Here is a 14,881-nt window from a genome sequence, read left to right on the forward strand (position 1 = left end):
CTTAATTCTTTTTAAAAGGTAATCCTAATTCAGCCAATAATGACTTTGCTTCCTTGTCTGTTTGAGCAGTAGTAACAAATGTAATATCCATTCCTGAAATTTTGTTTACTTTATCAATATCAATTTCAGGGAAAATGATTTGCTCTAAAACTCCAAGATTGTAATTACCTCTTCCGTCGAAACCTGTAGCTTTGATACCACTAAAATCTCTAACGCGCGGTAAAGCAGAAGTAATAAGTCTATCTAAAAACTCATACATTCTCTCACCACGTAAAGTAACTTTTGCTCCAATAGGCATCCCTTTTCTCAATTTAAAAGACGCAACGTCTTTCTTTGAAATTGTAGATACTGCTTTTTGTCCAGTGATCTTTGTTAACTCATCAACTGCATAGTCAATAAGTTTTTTATCAGATACAGCTGCACCAACTCCACGGCTCAAAACGATTTTTTCAAGTTTAGGAACTTGCATTACGTTTGTATATCCGAATTCTTCTTTAAGAGCAGAGATTACTCTACTCTTATATTCTTCTTTTAGTCTAGGTGTATATGCCATTACTATAGTACTTGATTAGATTTTTTTGAAAATCTTACTTTCTTATCTCCTTCTACTCTAATACCAACTCTAGTTGCTTCCTTAGTTTTAGGATCAATAAGAGAAATGTTAGATATTTGTATAGAAGCTTCTTTCTTAACGATACCACCTTGAGGGTTTTTAGCACTTGGTTTTGTATGTTTCGAAACCATGTTTACACCTTCAACTATCGCTTTATTTTTTTCACGGTATACTCGTAAAACTTTACCTTCTGATCCTTTATGGTCACCAGCAATTACTCTTACGATGTCTCCTGATTTTATTTTTAGCTTTATCATCTTAAAACGAATTAAAGCACTTCTGGTGCTAATGATACAATTTTCATGAATTGTTTTTCACGAAGTTCTCTTGCTACCGGACCAAAAACACGAGTTCCTCTCATTTCCCCTGCAGCGTTCAAAAGAACACATGCATTGTCATCGAAACGGATATAAGAACCATCAGCTCTTCTCACTTCTTTTTTGGTACGCACAACAACTGCAGTTGAAACAGCTCCTTTTTTCACGTTTCCGTTTGGAGTTGCATCTTTGATAGAAACTACAATCTTGTCACCAACAGAGGCATACCTTCTTTTGGTACCTCCTAAAACACGGATAGTTAAAACTTCTTTAGCTCCTGTGTTATCTGCTACTTTTAGTCTTGATTCTTGTTGTACCATAATTATTTAGCTCTTTCAATGATTTCAACTAATCTCCAACATTTTGATTTACTTAAAGGACGCGTTTCGCTAATTCTTACAGTATCTCCAATGTTACAGTCGTTTGTTTCGTCGTGTGCAACGTATTTCTTTGTTTTCAACACGAACTTACCGTATAATGGGTGTTTTACTTTTCTTACTTCAGCAACAACGATAGATTTCTCCATTTTGTTAGAAGTAACAACACCAATTCTTTCTTTTCTTAAATTTCTTTTTTCTTCCATCTTTCAGCAGAATACAATTATTGTAACTCTCTTTTAGTTAGCTCTGTAGCCAATCTTGCAACTGTTCTTCTTACACTTCTAATTTGAAGTGGGTTCTCAATTGGAGAAATAGCGTGGGCCATTTTTAGGTCAGCATATATCTTCTTAGTTTGACTAAGTTTTTCTTGCAACTCCGCTGCAGAAAGATCTTTTATTTCTGATTGTTTCATAATATAATATAAATTATGCTTCGAAATCTCTAGCAACGACGAATTTAGTTTTTACTGGAAGCTTTTGAGCTGCAAGACGTAACGCCTCTTTTGCAACTGATAAAGGAACTCCTCCAACTTCAAACATAATTCTTCCGGGTTTAACAACGGCAGCCCAATATTCAACGGCACCTTTACCTTTACCCATACGTACCTCAAGAGGCTTCTTAGTAATTGGTTTGTCTGGAAATATTTTGATCCATAATTGTCCTTCTCTCTTCATGAAACGAGTTGCAGCAATACGCGCAGCTTCGATTTGACGAGAAGTTAAGAACATTCCATCTTCATGTACAGATTTAATACCAAACATTCCATTAGAAAGTTCAAATCCTCTTTGAGAATTCCCTTTCATTTTACCTTTTTGTACCTTACGGTATTTTGTTCTTTTAGGCTGTAACATTTTTCTTTAGTTTAAAAATTTACTTTCTTTTACGAGCGTCTGGTTTTGAACCTTTATTAAAGTTAGATTTGCCACGAGGAGCATCTCCACCTTTACCACCACCAGCTTGTTTTTTATCCATTCCAGCAAGCGGAGAAAGATCTCTCTTTCCATAAACTTCACCTTTCATGATCCACACTTTGATTCCCATTCTACCGTAAGTAGTATGAGCTTCTGCAAGTGCATAATCAATATCAGCTCTGAAAGTTGATAGAGGAATTCTACCTTCTTTGAAACCTTCTGAACGCGCCATTTCAGCACCATTCAAACGACCAGAAATCAAAACTTTGATACCTTCAGCGTTCATACGCATAGAAGCAGCAATAGCCATTTTGATTGCACGTCTGTAAGAAATACGACTTTCTATTTGACGAGCGATGCTTGTCGCCACAAGATAAGCATCTAATTCAGGTCTTTTGATTTCAAAGATGTTAATTTGAACCTCTTTGTCTGTAATTTTCTTAAGTTCTTCTTTTAACTTGTCTACCTCTTGTCCACCTTTCCCAATAATAATACCAGGTCTTGCAGTAGTGATAGTAACGGTTACAAGTTTCAAAGTTCTCTCGATGATTACTTTTGATACACTAGCTTTTGATAAACGAGCGTGGATATACTTTCTGATTTTGTGATCTTCGGCAAGTTTATCGCCGTAATCATTTCCACCATACCAGTTTGAGTCCCACCCTCTGATGATACCAAGTCTATTTCCAATTGGATTTGTCTTTTGTCCCATGCTGTTTAAGAATTGCTTTGTGTGTTATTGATAGCTCCAAGCACGATTGTTACGTGGTTAGAACGTTTTCTTATTCTGTGTGCACGACCTTGAGGTGCTGGACGAAGTCTTTTCAACATCATTCCACCATCTACTCTGATCTCTTTAACAAATAATCCAGCTTCTTCTAAATTACCTTCACTATTTTTTTGCTCCCAGTTATTGATTGCAGATAATAATAGTTTTTCTAATTTTCTTGAAGCTTCTTTAGAACTAAATCTTAAGATGTTAAGTGCTCTTTCTACCTTCTGACCTCTTACCAAGTCCGCTACTAAGCGCATTTTTCTAGGTGAAGTAGGGCAGTTATTCAATTTTGCGAAAGCAATAGACTTATTAGCCTCTTTTCTCGCATCTGCTGTTTCTCTTTTACGAACTCCCATTGCTTCTTATTTTTTACCTTTATTTTTTGCTCCAGCATGACCTCTAAAAGATCTAGTTGGTGAAAATTCTCCTAATTTGTGACCTACCATGTTTTCTGTTACGTAAACTGGTACAAATTGACGACCGTTATGAACTGCGATAGTTTGTCCAACGAAATCTGGAGTAATCATTGAAGCTCTAGACCAAGTCTTTACAACTGCATTTTTACCACTTTCTACGTTTTCCTGAACTTTCTTGTCTAACTTATAATGAACGAAAGGTCCTTTTTTTAATGAACGTGCCATATCTTATTATTTCTTTCTACGTTCTACGATATACTTGTTACTCGGGTTTTTCTTAGAACGAGTTCTATAACCTTTAGCTGGTATTCCATTTCTTGAACGTGGATGTCCACCAGAAGAACGTCCTTCTCCACCACCCATTGGGTGATCAACAGGGTTCATTGCAACAGGTCTTGTTCTAGGTCTTCTTCCTAACCATCTTGTTCTACCTGCTTTACCAGATACAACTAATTGGTGGTCTGAATTAGAAACTGCTCCAATTGTAGCCGCGCAAGTTAACAAAATTAATCTTGTTTCACCTGATGGCATTTTAATTGTAGCATATTTTCCATCTCTTGCCATTAATTGAGCAAATGTTCCAGCAGAACGAGCGATTACAGCTCCTTGTCCTGGTCTCAATTCGATACAAGAAATAACAGTTCCTAAAGGAATTCTGCTTAAAGGCAATGTGTTACCAATTTCTGGTTGAGATTCCGGTCCAGAAACTAATTTCTGACCAACTTTCAATCCATTTTGAGCGATAACATAAGTTTTCTCTCCATCAGCATAAGCTAATAAAGCGATAAATGCAGTACGATTTGGATCATATTCGATTGATTTCACTGTAGCTGGAATTCCTTCTTTTGTACGTTTGAAATCAATAATACGATATCTCTGCTTGTGACCACCACCCGTATAACGCATGGTCATCTTTCCTTGACTATTTCTACCTCCAGAGTTTTTTATCGGCGCTATCAAAGAGCGTTCCGGCTTATCAGTTGTAATGGCGTCATAACCATTCACAACTCTAAATCGCTGACCTGGGGTAATAGGTTTTAATTTTCTTACTGACATTTTTCTATCTTAGATATTGTTGTAAAAATCAATTGTTTCTCCTTCTTGTACTTGAACAATTGCTTTTTTGATTGCATTTGTCTTTCCGCTGATCAAACCACTTTTTGTGTATTTTGTAGTTCTATCCGGTCTTACATTCATTGTGTTAACACTCAAAATAGTTACCCCATAAGCAGCTTCAACAGCTTTCTTAATCTGAACTTTATTTGCTTTTTTGTCAACAACAAAACCGAAGCGATTCAAAACTTCACTTTCCTTGGTTACTTTTTCAGTTACTATAGGTCTAATTATGATACTCATATTCCTATTATTTGCTTAAATTTTCTTCAATTACCTCTAAAGAGCTCTCTAAAAGCACTAAATTATTAGCGTTCAAAATAGCGTAAGTACTTAATTCATAGCTACTTACAACACTAGAAGCCTTTAAATTGCGTGACGACAAATATACATTTTTATTCGACTCTCCCAACACAAATAAAGATTTTTTATTTTCTAACCCTAAAGCTTTCAAAACATTAATGAAATTTTTAGTGTTTGGTGTTTCAAAATTAAAGTCTTCTAAAACAACAATACTTGCTTCTTTTGCTTTAATTGAGAAAGCAGATTTTCTTGCCAATCTCTTTAAGTTTTTATTCAATTTGAATGAATAACTTCTTGGTCTTGGTCCGAAAACTGTTCCACCACCTTTAAACAAAGGGTTTTTAATACTACCCGCACGAGCAGTACCAGTTCCTTTTTGTTTTTTAATCTTACGTGTACTTCCCGCTACTTCAGCTCTTTCTTTAGCTTTATGAGTACCTTGTCTTTGATTAGCTAAATATTGCTTAACATCAAGATATACAGCGTGATTATTTGGTTCAATTGCGAATACTGAATCAGAAAGTTGAACTTTTCTACCAGTATCTTTTCCGTTGAAATCTAATACTTTTACTTCCATTACTTCTGAATGATTACATAAGAGTTGTTATGACCAGGAACACATCCTTTAATAACTAGTAAGTTCTTTTCAGCAACTACTTTTAAAACTCTAAGGTTTTGAACTTTTACATTGTCTCCTCCCATTCTTCCAGCCATACGCATTCCTTTGAATACTCTAGATGGATAAGAAGAAGCTCCCACAGAACCTGGCGCTCTTAAACGGTTGTGTTGACCGTGAGTTGCTTGACCAACACCACCAAAACCGTGACGTTTTACAACCCCTTGAAAACCTTTACCTTTAGACACACCTTGTACATCTACAAATTCTCCTTCAGAAAAAATAGAAACATCAATAAGATCTCCTAATTTTTGCTCTGTTGCGAAATCTTGGAATTCAACGACTTTTTTCTTAGCTACAGTTCCAGCTTTCTTAAAGTGACCTAAAGCCGCTTTTGTGGAATGTTTCTCGTTTTTGTCATCGAAACCTAGTTGCAACGCTTCATACCCGTCAACACCTTTGGTTCTGACTTGGGTAACAACACATGGACCAGCTTCGATTACTGTACAAGGAATATTTTTCCCGTTTTCATCAAAAATACTTGTCATGCCGATTTTTCTACCAATTAACCCAGACATAAATATTAATTATTAATTATTAAATATAAATATAGAACGCAGCTTTTAAACCGAATCCTATTTTTTAAGAGGTGCAAAAGTATAACTTATTTACACACAAACCAAAAAAAATATTTTTCGCCTAAAAGCAGCGTCCTTTTTTACTCTTGAACTACTTAAACTTTGATCTCAACCTCTACTCCACTTGGCAATTCAAGTTTCATTAGAGCATCAATAGTTTTAGATGAAGATGAATAAATGTCAATTAATCTCTTATATGACATTACTTCGAATTGCTCTCTTGCTTTTTTGTTAACGTGCGGAGAACGTAGTACAGTAAAAAGTTTTTTATGTGTTGGCAACGGAATTGGACCTGTTACAACAGCACCGGTACTCTTAACTGTTTTTACAATCTTTTCAGCAGATTTATCTACCAACATGTGATCGTAAGATTTTAGTTTTATTCTGATTTTTTGACTCATTTTCTTAAAGATTAAGCGTTTCCTTTTGCTTTTTTGATAACTGCTTCTGAAATATTAGAAGGTGTTTCAGCGTAGTGTGAAAATTCCATTGTAGATGTTGCTCTACCAGATGAAAGTGTTCTCAATGTTGTTACATAACCAAACATCTCTGATAAAGGCACATCAGCCTTGATAGTTTTAGCACCATTTCTATCACCCATGTCATTAACCTGACCTCTACGACGGTTGATATCACCTACGATATCCCCCATGTTTTCTTCTGGTGTAATAACTTCCATTTTCATGATTGGCTCAAGAATGATTGCCCCAGCAGCTTTAGCCACTTCTCTATACCCCATTCTAGCTGCTAACTCAAAAGAAAGCGCATCTGAATCGACAGGGTGGAAAGATCCGTCAGTTAAAGTCACTTTTAAACTATCTACTTGGTATCCTGCTAAAGGGCCAGTTTTCATAGCTTCACGGAAACCCTTTTCTACAGATGGAATATATTCCTTAGGAACGTTACCACCTTTTACAGCATTAATAAATTGCAATCCTACAGGAACTTTACCATCAACTTCGTCAGCTGGCTCAAGTGTAAATACGATATCACCGAATTTACCACGACCTCCTGATTGTTTTTTGTAAGTCTCTCTATGTGTTGCACTTCTTGTAAACGCTTCTTTATACTCAACTTGAGGCTCACCTTGGTTCACTTCAACTTTAAATTCACGTTTCATACGATCTACCAAGATATCTAAGTGAAGCTCACCCATACCAGATATAATAGTTTGCCCTGAAGCCTCATCTGTTCTAACCGTAAATGTCGGATCCTCTTCAGCTAATTTCGCCAAAGCCATACCCATTTTATCTACGTCAGCCTTAGTTTTAGGCTCAATAGCAATACCAATTACCGGCGCAGGGAATTTCATTGACTCAAGAATAATTGGGTGTTTTTCATCACACATAGTATCCCCAGTCTTAATATCTTTAAATCCAACTGCCGCCCCAATATCCCCAGCTTCGATATATTCGATAGGATTTTGCTTATTAGCATGCATTTGATAGATACGAGAAATTCTTTCTTTGTTCCCAGAACGCGTATTCAAAATATATGAACCCGCATCCAAACGACCTGAATAAGCACGGAAGAAAGCTAAACGTCCCACGAATGGATCTGTAGCAATTTTAAATGCCAAAGCAGCGAATGGCTCTTTTACATCTGGACGACGAAGAATTTTTGTTTGATCCTCCTCTAATAAATCAACATCATCAGGATGAATCCCTTCGATACCTTCTTTATCCATTGGAGATGGCAAGTACTTACATACAGCATCTAACATAAACTGAACTCCTTTATTTTTAAAAGAAGAACCAGCAAGCATAGGAATGATTGCCATATCTATAGTAGCCGCTCTTAAAGCTTTGTTGATTTCTTCCTCAGTAATTGAGTCTTCATCTTCCATAAACTTCTCCAACAAGTTCTCATCGTAGTCAGCAACAGCTTCAATAAGTATAGATCTAAATTCTTTTACTTCTGCAAGCATATCCTCAGGGATAGGCACAATATCAAAAGTAGCTCCAAGAGTTTCATCATGCCATATAATAGCCTGATTTTTCACTAAATCAACTACACCTTTGAAATCATTCTCTTCACCAATTGGCAAAGTAATCGCAACCGCATTAGATTTTAACATATCTCTAACTTGCTGACATACATTCAAAAAGTTAGAACCTTGTCTATCCATTTTATTAACGAATCCCATACGAGGAACTCTATATTGATCAGCAAGTCTCCAGTTAGTTTCTGATTGAGGCTCAACACCATCAACAGCACTAAACAAGAAAACCAACCCATCAAGCACACGCAAAGAACGATTTACCTCTACAGTAAAATCAACGTGTCCCGGAGTATCAATAATATTAAAGTGGTAAGGCAATGTTTCAGGCAAAACCTTCCCTTGTTGAGTTGGAAAATTCCACTCGCAAGTAGTAGCAGCAGAAGTAATTGTGATACCTCTTTCTGCTTCTTGCTCCATCCAGTCCATTGTAGAAGCACCATTATGCACCTCACCAATTTTATGTGTTTTACCAGTATAAAAAAGAATACGCTCTGTTGTTGTTGTTTTACCAGCATCAATATGAGCAGCAATCCCTATATTTCTTGTATATTTTAAATCTCTAGCCATTTCTTATGAATTAAAATCTAAAGTGAGAGAATGCTTTATTTGCTTCAGCCATTTTATGAGTATCCATTCTCTTTTTAACAGCAGCACCTTCTTCTTTAGCCGCAGCTAAACATTCTGAAGCTAACCTTTGAGCCATAGATTTTTCATTTCTTCTTCTAGAATAAAGTATTAACCACTTCATTGCCATAGAAATCTTACGATCTGGTCTGATTTGCATTGGAATTTGGAATGTAGCTCCACCAACTCTACGACTACGTACTTCTACGTGAGGCATAACATTAGTTAAAGCATCTTTCCAGATTTCTAATGATGATTTTTCTGAATCTTGCTTTTTAGATTCGATGATGTCAATTGCATCATAAAATACTTTAAAAGCTGTAGATTTCTTACCGTCCCACATTAAGTTATTCACAAAACGCGTTACCAATTGGTCATTAAACCTCGGATCTGGTAAAAGTGGTCTTTTCTTTGCCGCTCTTTTTCTCATGTCTTTTTTTTAAAAGTTTAAATTACTTTTTTGCTTCTTTTGGGCGTTTAGCACCGTACTTAGATCTTCTTTGCGTTCTTCCTGCAACCCCTGACGTGTCAAGCGCTCCACGAACGATATGATATCTAACACCTGGTAAATCTTTTACCCTTCCGCCTCTAACTAATACTATCGAGTGCTCTTGTAAATTGTGTCCTTCTCCAGGGATGTAAGCATTTACTTCATTACCATTTGTCAAACGTACACGCGCAACTTTACGCATTGCAGAGTTTGGTTTTTTTGGTGTAGTAGTGTAAACACGCGTACAAACCCCTCTTCTTTGAGGACAAGAATCTAAAGCAACCGATTTACTCTTCTTAGTTATCTGAGTTCTTCCTGTTCTTACTAATTGTTGAATTGTTGGCATAATTAATACTAAAAATTTATTATGTATATTAAATTCCCGCTTTTTACGGGGTTGCAAATGTATAAAATATTTTTCACTATACAAACGTTAATGCATTAATTTTCAATAACATTATTTAACCTTATGATTTTTATCCCAAAGATTAGATATTTGCATTACTTTTAATAAAACACTTTTAAAATTGAAAACACTCTTGTCTTTATTACTAATAACCTCTCTAAGTTTACAATGCTATGCACAGCATTTTGAATTAAAAATAAACGGAGCCAACAATTTTGAAAACAAAACTATCGACTCCATCCCCTATCTAAAAAAGCACAAAACAACAAAGTCATTAACTGATGAAATAGAATTATTCTCAAAAAAACTAACATCAAAAGGCTTTATCGATAATCAAACAATCACAAACAACCGCATAAACGACAGCACCTTTATAGTAAAATTTGACCTAAAAGAAAAAACAAACTCCATACATATATATATAGACAAAGAAAACCCCATTCTTAACAATATATTTCCAAACACCATAAACAACATAATAACCATCCGGTACGAAGAGATTGAATCTCTTTTAAACAAAAAAATAAATCAACTTGAACATTTAGGGTACGCATTTACAAAACTAAAACTCACAAATATTCAACGAAAGAAAAACACCCTTTACGCAGACATTTCTATTAAGAATGAAAAGAAGAGAGAAATAAACTCGATTGTATTAAACTACACACAAAGCAACCAATCAAACATTTTTCCAAAAGGACACCTAAAACAGATTAAAAAAAAATATACTGGAAAAACATTCAATCAAGAAACTACTACAGAAATCTACAATGATTTTGAAAAATTCACTTTTGTAAAACAAAGCAAATTTCCTGAAATTTTATTCTCAAACGACTCAACCAAAATCTATATATATATCGAAAAAAGAAAATCCAACACTTTTGATGGCTACATAGGTTTTTCTAATAACGAAAACAAAAAAATAACTCTTAATGGATATCTTGACATAAACCTTGAAAACACCCTACATAGTGGAGAACAATTTTCTCTATACTGGAAAAGCGATGGAAACAAACAAACAACTTTCAAAAGCAAAATCGAGATACCTTACCTATTCAAAACACCAACAAGCTTAAAAGCTGAATTAGAGATTTTCAAACAAGACAGTATTTTTCAGAACACAAAAACCGCTATCGCTTTAGGATACTACATAAAATACAATTCCCACCTATATATAGGATACCAATCAACCGAATCGAGCGACATTCAAAATACAAACAGCGCTCTAATTCAAGACTACAAAAACCACTTTACAACGACTACATTTGAATACAAAAAAACAACTCCCGAAAATTTCATCTTCCCAACCAAAACCAATATTAACATAACTGCAGGTCTCGGAAAAAGAACAAACACAAACAACACAACTGAAGATTCAGAAGAGAACAAACAACATTATGCCAATATTGACTTAATTAACATTTTTTATATAAATATTAAAAATAGTTTTTACATAAGAAGTAAAAATTACTACCTCTGGAGCAACACATACCTAACAAATGAACTATATCGATTTGGTGGAATTAACTCCATAAGAGGTTTTGCCGAAAACAGCCTACAAGCCAATAATACCAATTTACTAATAACCGAATATCGCTACCAACCAACACCAAACTTGTACCTACACACCATTGCAGACTACGGTCTTTACCAAGACAAAACTACACCCGAGAACAAAAAAAAATTAAATAACTTAATCGGCATCGGAATAGGTTTAGGTATTTTAACAAGAAATGGACTGCTACAAATAACTCTTGCAAACGGAAGCACTAGTGAAGATCGAATAAAATTTTACAATAGCATACTTAACATCCAATATAATGTTAAATTCTGAAAATAACCCCGCATTAATTGCAAATAACGAAAACCAGCCCGTAATAACATCAATAAAATTACACATATCTCAGTATTATAACATTTTTAATGAAATATACAATAATGTTAAATTTTAACTGAAACCAAAAAAAAAGTTTTATTTATTAGGAAAGTTAACAAATTATTAAGATTTTTGGCAGACTAATTCAAAATATTTTAAAATGAAACTAAAGTTCAATGGATTCTTAGTACTACTATTAGTACTAATGGCGCAACTAACTTTTGCGCAAGAGAGAGTTGTTTCAGGTATTGTTTCGGATAATACAGGCATGCCCTTACCAGGTGTTAGTGTATTAGTTAAAGGAACAAAAAGCGGAACACAAACTGATTTTGACGGTAAATACTCCATCAAAGCATCACCAACCCAAGTATTAGTATTTAGCTATATTGGGATGAAAACCCAAGAAATAGCTGCAAGTTCCACATCAGTGAGTGCAAAGCTATCAAGTTCATCAGTAGAACTTGAAGGAGTAGTAGTTACTGCATTAGGAATCAAAAGAGAGAAAAAATCTCTTGGTTATTCTGCACAAACAGTAACAGCAGAGCAGGTAAGCACAGTACCTACTGGAAACTTTGTAAACAACTTATCAGGAAAAGTTGCAGGTCTTAGCGTAACACAAGGAACAAACTTTGGAGGATCTACAAACGTAGTTCTTAGAGGGTTCAAATCTATGCTAGGAGACAATCAAGCTTTATTCGTAGTAGATGGTGTACCTATTCTAAACAACAACGTAAATAGCTTAGACCAAAAAAGCGGTAGAGGTGGTGTAGATTACGGAAATGCTGCATCAGATATCAACCCAAATAATATCGCAGAGATTAACGTATTAAAAGGTGCTGCAGCGACAGCTCTTTACGGATCAAGAGCTCAAAATGGTGCAATCATCATTACAACTAAAAAAGGAAAAGCAAGAAATGATCTATCAGTAGAATTTTCTTCTTCTTACATTATGTCTACTGTAGACAAAAAAACTTTCCCTAAATACCAAACTGAATATGGTCAAGGTTACAACGGGGAAGATAGCTGGGGTAGTTACCAAGGATCTAAACTTGTTTCAACAGGTGATGACGCTTCTTACGGACCTAAATATACTGGTGAGGATGTTTGGCAATATGGTGCCTTCACTCCTGGATCTGCTTCTTTTGGCAAAAAAACACCATGGGTTGCTGCCAAAAATGGACCAATTGAATTCTTTGAAACTGGTACTACAACTGTAAATAATATCGCTTTAAGTGGAGGTTCAGACAAAGCCACTTATAGATTAACTTACGCCAATACAAATAGTTCTGATGTATTACCAAATTCTTTATTAAGTAAGAACAACTTCAATTTCGCAGGAACTTATAAATTTAGCGATAAGTTAAGCTCAACATTCAATGCAACTTATGTATCTCAAAACACAAGAAACAGAAACTCTACTGGATACGGCGGAAACGCAATAGCTGGATTTAGACAATGGTGGCCAACTAATGTTGACATCAAAGAACAAAAAGAGCTTTACGGAATGAGTAATCAAAATTATACTTGGAATATAAAAGGCCCAAATAATTTAACTCCTCTAGCTCCTGCTTTTTGGGACAATCCATATTTCCAAAGAGATCAAAATTACAACAATGATAGCAGAAGAAGATTTGCAGCAAACGCAAGCATAAGTTATGATGTATCTAAAAGCATCAACTTAATGGGTAGAATGGGTACTGATGGATTTAACTTGAAAACAGAAGACAGAATTGCTGTAGGTTCATATGCAAATGCATTAGGACTAAATACAGTGAACCAACCATCTGGTTACGCTTTAAATTTGTTTGATTATAGCGAGCAAAATTATGATTTCTTAGCTACTTACAAAAAAGACTTAGCAGAAGATTTAAACCTTAATTTTATATTAGGTACAAACTTTAACGTTCAAAGCAAATTTTCTGAAGAACAATCAACATCTGGAGGATTGTACATTCCTGGAATATACACAATCTCAAACTCAGTATCTGCTATAACACTACCAAGAACAATCAAAACAAGAAAAGAAGTTCTAGGTATGTTCGCACAAGCAACTTTAGGTTATAAAGGAACATACTATCTTGAAGGGTCTGTGAGAAGAGATGAATCATCTGCCTTACCTACTGACAATAATACCTATTGGTATTCAGCAATATCTGGAAGTGTAGTATTTTCAAATTGGTTAAAAGATATTGAATTTATCAACTTTGGTAAATTTAGAGCTGCTTATGCTCAAGTAGGTTCCGACACTGATCCTAACCTACTTATAAACAGCTATACTGCCAGAAATCCTTTCGGCACACCTGCTTATTCTTACAATACTACTGCAAAAAACCCTAATTTAAAACCACAACAATTAGACAATGTCGAATTAGGTTTAAACATGCAATTTGCAGATAATAGATTTGGATTTGACGTTGCTTGGTTCCAAAACAAAGCTTACAACCAAATTCTACCTTTACCTGTATCAACAGCTACTGGATCACCGTTTAATAATATGAATGCTGGTACCTTAACAACAAAAGGATTCGAGGTATCCCTTAATGTTACTCCTGTTAAAACTGCAAACTTTTCTTGGGATGTTAATGTTAACTGGGCTAACCCTAACACTAAAGTTACTGAGTTAGCACCAGGTATTGAAAACATTCAGATCAACTCTTTACAAGGTGGAATCAGCATCAATGCCCCTCTTAACAGAGATTATGGTACAATCTGGGGAACAACATACGTATTAGATAATGCTGGTAATAAAGTTATTGGAGATAATGGTGCTTATTTAGTATCTACTACTACTGACAACGAATTAGGAACATACCAAGCAGACTGGACTGGTGGTTTAAACAACAGATTCACTTACAAAAACGTTTCTTTCAGCTTCTTAATTGATGTAAAAAAAGGAGGAAGTCTTTTCTCTCTTGATCAATACTACGGATACGGAACAGGTATTTATGAAAATTCAGTTGGAAACAACGACTTAGGAAATCCTATAAGAAACACACTTGCTAATGGTGGTGGTGAACTTTTACAAGGTGTTATGGCAAACCCTGCTTATGTGCCTGGAAATGGACAACCACAATATGTAACAAACACAACGAGATTAGATAGATCTCAATCAAGTCAAGTTTTAAGTACAGATCCTCCTACTGCACATTTTGTTTACGATGCTGGTTTTGTAAAATTAAGAGAGGTAGCGTTTACATACAATTTCCCAACAAGTTTATTAGGGAATTCTGTAAAAGGAGCTTCATTTAGCATAATCGGAAATAATCTATGGATAATAGACAAAAGCGTTCCTTATTCTGATCCAGAAGCAGGATTATCTTCTGGTAATACACAAGGATACCAATCAGGTCCTATGCCGTCAACAAGAAATATTTCTTTTAACGTCAAACTTAATTTTTAAA

19 protein-coding genes are annotated in these 14,881 nt (G+C 35.1%); 2 read left to right on the top strand and 17 right to left on the bottom strand.

What is annotated here, in order from left to right; translation table 11 throughout:
• Nucleotide 1: 1 nt before the first annotated feature.
• The 17 genes from rplE to rpsL all read right to left on the bottom strand — a co-directional run bounded on the left by rplE (nt 2) and on the right by rpsL (nt 9,544).
• The gene (gene rplE, locus SHI72_RS09540; protein ID WP_035619635.1) at nt 2-553 is read right to left on the bottom strand and encodes a 50S ribosomal protein L5; all 552 of its coding nucleotides are present in this window, start codon (nt 551-553) and stop codon (nt 2-4) included.
• 2 nt (nt 554-555) lie between these two features.
• Nucleotides 556-870, bottom strand: coding sequence for a 50S ribosomal protein L24 (gene rplX, locus SHI72_RS09545; protein ID WP_035619636.1), 315 nt, complete (start codon nt 868-870; stop codon nt 556-558).
• An 11-nt stretch (nt 871-881) separates the two neighbouring features.
• Nucleotides 882-1,250 carry a 50S ribosomal protein L14 gene (rplN, locus tag SHI72_RS09550; protein ID WP_007803649.1) on the bottom strand — a complete coding sequence of 123 codons (369 nt, stop codon included), beginning with the start codon at nt 1,248-1,250 and terminating at the stop codon, nt 882-884.
• Nucleotides 1,251-1,252: 2 nt separating this feature from the next.
• A complete protein-coding gene (rpsQ, locus tag SHI72_RS09555) occupies nt 1,253-1,513 on the bottom strand; it encodes a 30S ribosomal protein S17 (RefSeq protein WP_035619637.1) in 261 nt (86 codons plus the stop codon).
• 17 nt (nt 1,514-1,530) lie between these two features.
• Nucleotides 1,531-1,722, bottom strand: a complete 192-nt coding sequence (gene rpmC, locus SHI72_RS09560) for a 50S ribosomal protein L29 (RefSeq protein WP_007803639.1) — start codon at nt 1,720-1,722, stop codon at nt 1,531-1,533.
• Between the two features lie 13 nt (nt 1,723-1,735).
• The gene (gene rplP / locus SHI72_RS09565; RefSeq protein ID WP_039111738.1) at nt 1,736-2,161 is read right to left on the bottom strand and encodes a 50S ribosomal protein L16; all 426 of its coding nucleotides are present in this window, start codon (nt 2,159-2,161) and stop codon (nt 1,736-1,738) included.
• Nucleotides 2,162-2,180: 19 nt separating this feature from the next.
• Nucleotides 2,181-2,933: a 30S ribosomal protein S3 gene (gene rpsC / locus SHI72_RS09570; RefSeq protein WP_035619639.1), complete on the bottom strand. Its 753-nt coding sequence runs from the start codon at nt 2,931-2,933 to the stop codon at nt 2,181-2,183.
• Between the two features lie 5 nt (nt 2,934-2,938).
• Nucleotides 2,939-3,352, bottom strand: coding sequence for a 50S ribosomal protein L22 (gene rplV / locus SHI72_RS09575; RefSeq protein WP_007803631.1), 414 nt, complete (start codon nt 3,350-3,352; stop codon nt 2,939-2,941).
• 6 nt (nt 3,353-3,358) lie between these two features.
• Nucleotides 3,359-3,637, bottom strand: coding sequence for a 30S ribosomal protein S19 (gene rpsS, locus SHI72_RS09580; RefSeq protein WP_008464288.1), 279 nt, complete (start codon nt 3,635-3,637; stop codon nt 3,359-3,361).
• 6 nt (nt 3,638-3,643) lie between these two features.
• Nucleotides 3,644-4,468 carry a 50S ribosomal protein L2 gene (rplB, locus tag SHI72_RS09585; protein WP_035619640.1) on the bottom strand — a complete coding sequence of 275 codons (825 nt, stop codon included), beginning with the start codon at nt 4,466-4,468 and terminating at the stop codon, nt 3,644-3,646.
• A gap of 9 nt (nt 4,469-4,477) precedes the next feature.
• Nucleotides 4,478-4,768 carry a 50S ribosomal protein L23 gene (gene rplW / locus SHI72_RS09590; protein WP_039111739.1) on the bottom strand — a complete coding sequence of 97 codons (291 nt, stop codon included), beginning with the start codon at nt 4,766-4,768 and terminating at the stop codon, nt 4,478-4,480.
• 7 nt (nt 4,769-4,775) lie between these two features.
• Entirely contained in the window at nt 4,776-5,405 is a 630-nt protein-coding gene (gene rplD / locus SHI72_RS09595; RefSeq protein ID WP_039111740.1) for a 50S ribosomal protein L4, read from the bottom strand.
• A complete protein-coding gene (gene rplC / locus SHI72_RS09600) occupies nt 5,405-6,022 on the bottom strand; it encodes a 50S ribosomal protein L3 (RefSeq protein ID WP_035619642.1) in 618 nt (205 codons plus the stop codon). The genes rplD and rplC overlap by 1 nt, the downstream gene beginning before the upstream one ends.
• 155 nt (nt 6,023-6,177) lie before the next feature.
• Nucleotides 6,178-6,483 (bottom strand): 30S ribosomal protein S10, encoded by a 306-nt coding sequence (gene rpsJ / locus SHI72_RS09605; protein ID WP_011963470.1) that lies wholly within the window; start codon nt 6,481-6,483, stop codon nt 6,178-6,180.
• Nucleotides 6,484-6,494: 11 nt separating this feature from the next.
• On the bottom strand, nt 6,495-8,651 hold the full coding sequence (gene fusA, locus SHI72_RS09610; protein ID WP_039111741.1) for an elongation factor G: 2,157 nt from the start codon (nt 8,649-8,651) through the stop codon (nt 6,495-6,497).
• A gap of 10 nt (nt 8,652-8,661) precedes the next feature.
• Entirely contained in the window at nt 8,662-9,138 is a 477-nt protein-coding gene (rpsG, locus tag SHI72_RS09615) for a 30S ribosomal protein S7 (protein ID WP_007803600.1), read from the bottom strand.
• A 22-nt stretch (nt 9,139-9,160) separates the two neighbouring features.
• Nucleotides 9,161-9,544: a 30S ribosomal protein S12 gene (rpsL, locus tag SHI72_RS09620; RefSeq protein WP_007136570.1), complete on the bottom strand. Its 384-nt coding sequence runs from the start codon at nt 9,542-9,544 to the stop codon at nt 9,161-9,163.
• Nucleotides 9,545-9,725: 181 nt separating this feature from the next.
• Between rpsL and SHI72_RS09625 the strand changes: the two genes are divergently transcribed.
• Together SHI72_RS09625 and SHI72_RS09630 are read left to right on the top strand one after the other, a co-directional pair.
• A complete protein-coding gene (locus SHI72_RS09625; RefSeq protein WP_323489824.1) occupies nt 9,726-11,438 on the top strand; it encodes a ShlB/FhaC/HecB family hemolysin secretion/activation protein in 1,713 nt (570 codons plus the stop codon).
• Between the two features lie 202 nt (nt 11,439-11,640).
• Nucleotides 11,641-14,880: a SusC/RagA family TonB-linked outer membrane protein gene (locus tag SHI72_RS09630; protein ID WP_323489825.1), complete on the top strand. Its 3,240-nt coding sequence runs from the start codon at nt 11,641-11,643 to the stop codon at nt 14,878-14,880.
• The last annotated feature ends 1 nt before the right edge of the window (nt 14,881 follow it).

The organism is Flavobacterium sp. PL02, assembly GCF_035013205.1.
Taxonomy (GTDB): domain Bacteria; phylum Bacteroidota; class Bacteroidia; order Flavobacteriales; family Flavobacteriaceae; genus Flavobacterium.

Coding starts and splice junctions, on each gene's coding strand:
- rplE (WP_035619635.1), bottom strand. CDS start 553: ATGGCATATACACCTAGACTAAAAGAAGAATATAAGAGTAGAGTAATC.
- rplX (WP_035619636.1), bottom strand. CDS start 870: ATGATAAAGCTAAAAATAAAATCAGGAGACATCGTAAGAGTAATTGCT.
- rplN (WP_007803649.1), bottom strand. CDS start 1,250: ATGGTACAACAAGAATCAAGACTAAAAGTAGCAGATAACACAGGAGCT.
- rpsQ (WP_035619637.1), bottom strand. CDS start 1,513: ATGGAAGAAAAAAGAAATTTAAGAAAAGAAAGAATTGGTGTTGTTACT.
- rpmC (WP_007803639.1), bottom strand. CDS start 1,722: ATGAAACAATCAGAAATAAAAGATCTTTCTGCAGCGGAGTTGCAAGAA.
- rplP (WP_039111738.1), bottom strand. CDS start 2,161: ATGTTACAGCCTAAAAGAACAAAATACCGTAAGGTACAAAAAGGTAAA.
- rpsC (WP_035619639.1), bottom strand. CDS start 2,933: ATGGGACAAAAGACAAATCCAATTGGAAATAGACTTGGTATCATCAGA.
- rplV (WP_007803631.1), bottom strand. CDS start 3,352: ATGGGAGTTCGTAAAAGAGAAACAGCAGATGCGAGAAAAGAGGCTAAT.
- rpsS (WP_008464288.1), bottom strand. CDS start 3,637: ATGGCACGTTCATTAAAAAAAGGACCTTTCGTTCATTATAAGTTAGAC.
- rplB (WP_035619640.1), bottom strand. CDS start 4,468: ATGTCAGTAAGAAAATTAAAACCTATTACCCCAGGTCAGCGATTTAGA.
- rplW (WP_039111739.1), bottom strand. CDS start 4,768: ATGAGTATCATAATTAGACCTATAGTAACTGAAAAAGTAACCAAGGAA.
- rplD (WP_039111740.1), bottom strand. CDS start 5,405: ATGGAAGTAAAAGTATTAGATTTCAACGGAAAAGATACTGGTAGAAAA.
- rplC (WP_035619642.1), bottom strand. CDS start 6,022: ATGTCTGGGTTAATTGGTAGAAAAATCGGCATGACAAGTATTTTTGAT.
- rpsJ (WP_011963470.1), bottom strand. CDS start 6,483: ATGAGTCAAAAAATCAGAATAAAACTAAAATCTTACGATCACATGTTG.
- fusA (WP_039111741.1), bottom strand. CDS start 8,651: ATGGCTAGAGATTTAAAATATACAAGAAATATAGGGATTGCTGCTCAT.
- rpsG (WP_007803600.1), bottom strand. CDS start 9,138: ATGAGAAAAAGAGCGGCAAAGAAAAGACCACTTTTACCAGATCCGAGG.
- rpsL (WP_007136570.1), bottom strand. CDS start 9,544: ATGCCAACAATTCAACAATTAGTAAGAACAGGAAGAACTCAGATAACT.
- SHI72_RS09630 (WP_323489825.1), top strand. CDS start 11,641: ATGAAACTAAAGTTCAATGGATTCTTAGTACTACTATTAGTACTAATG.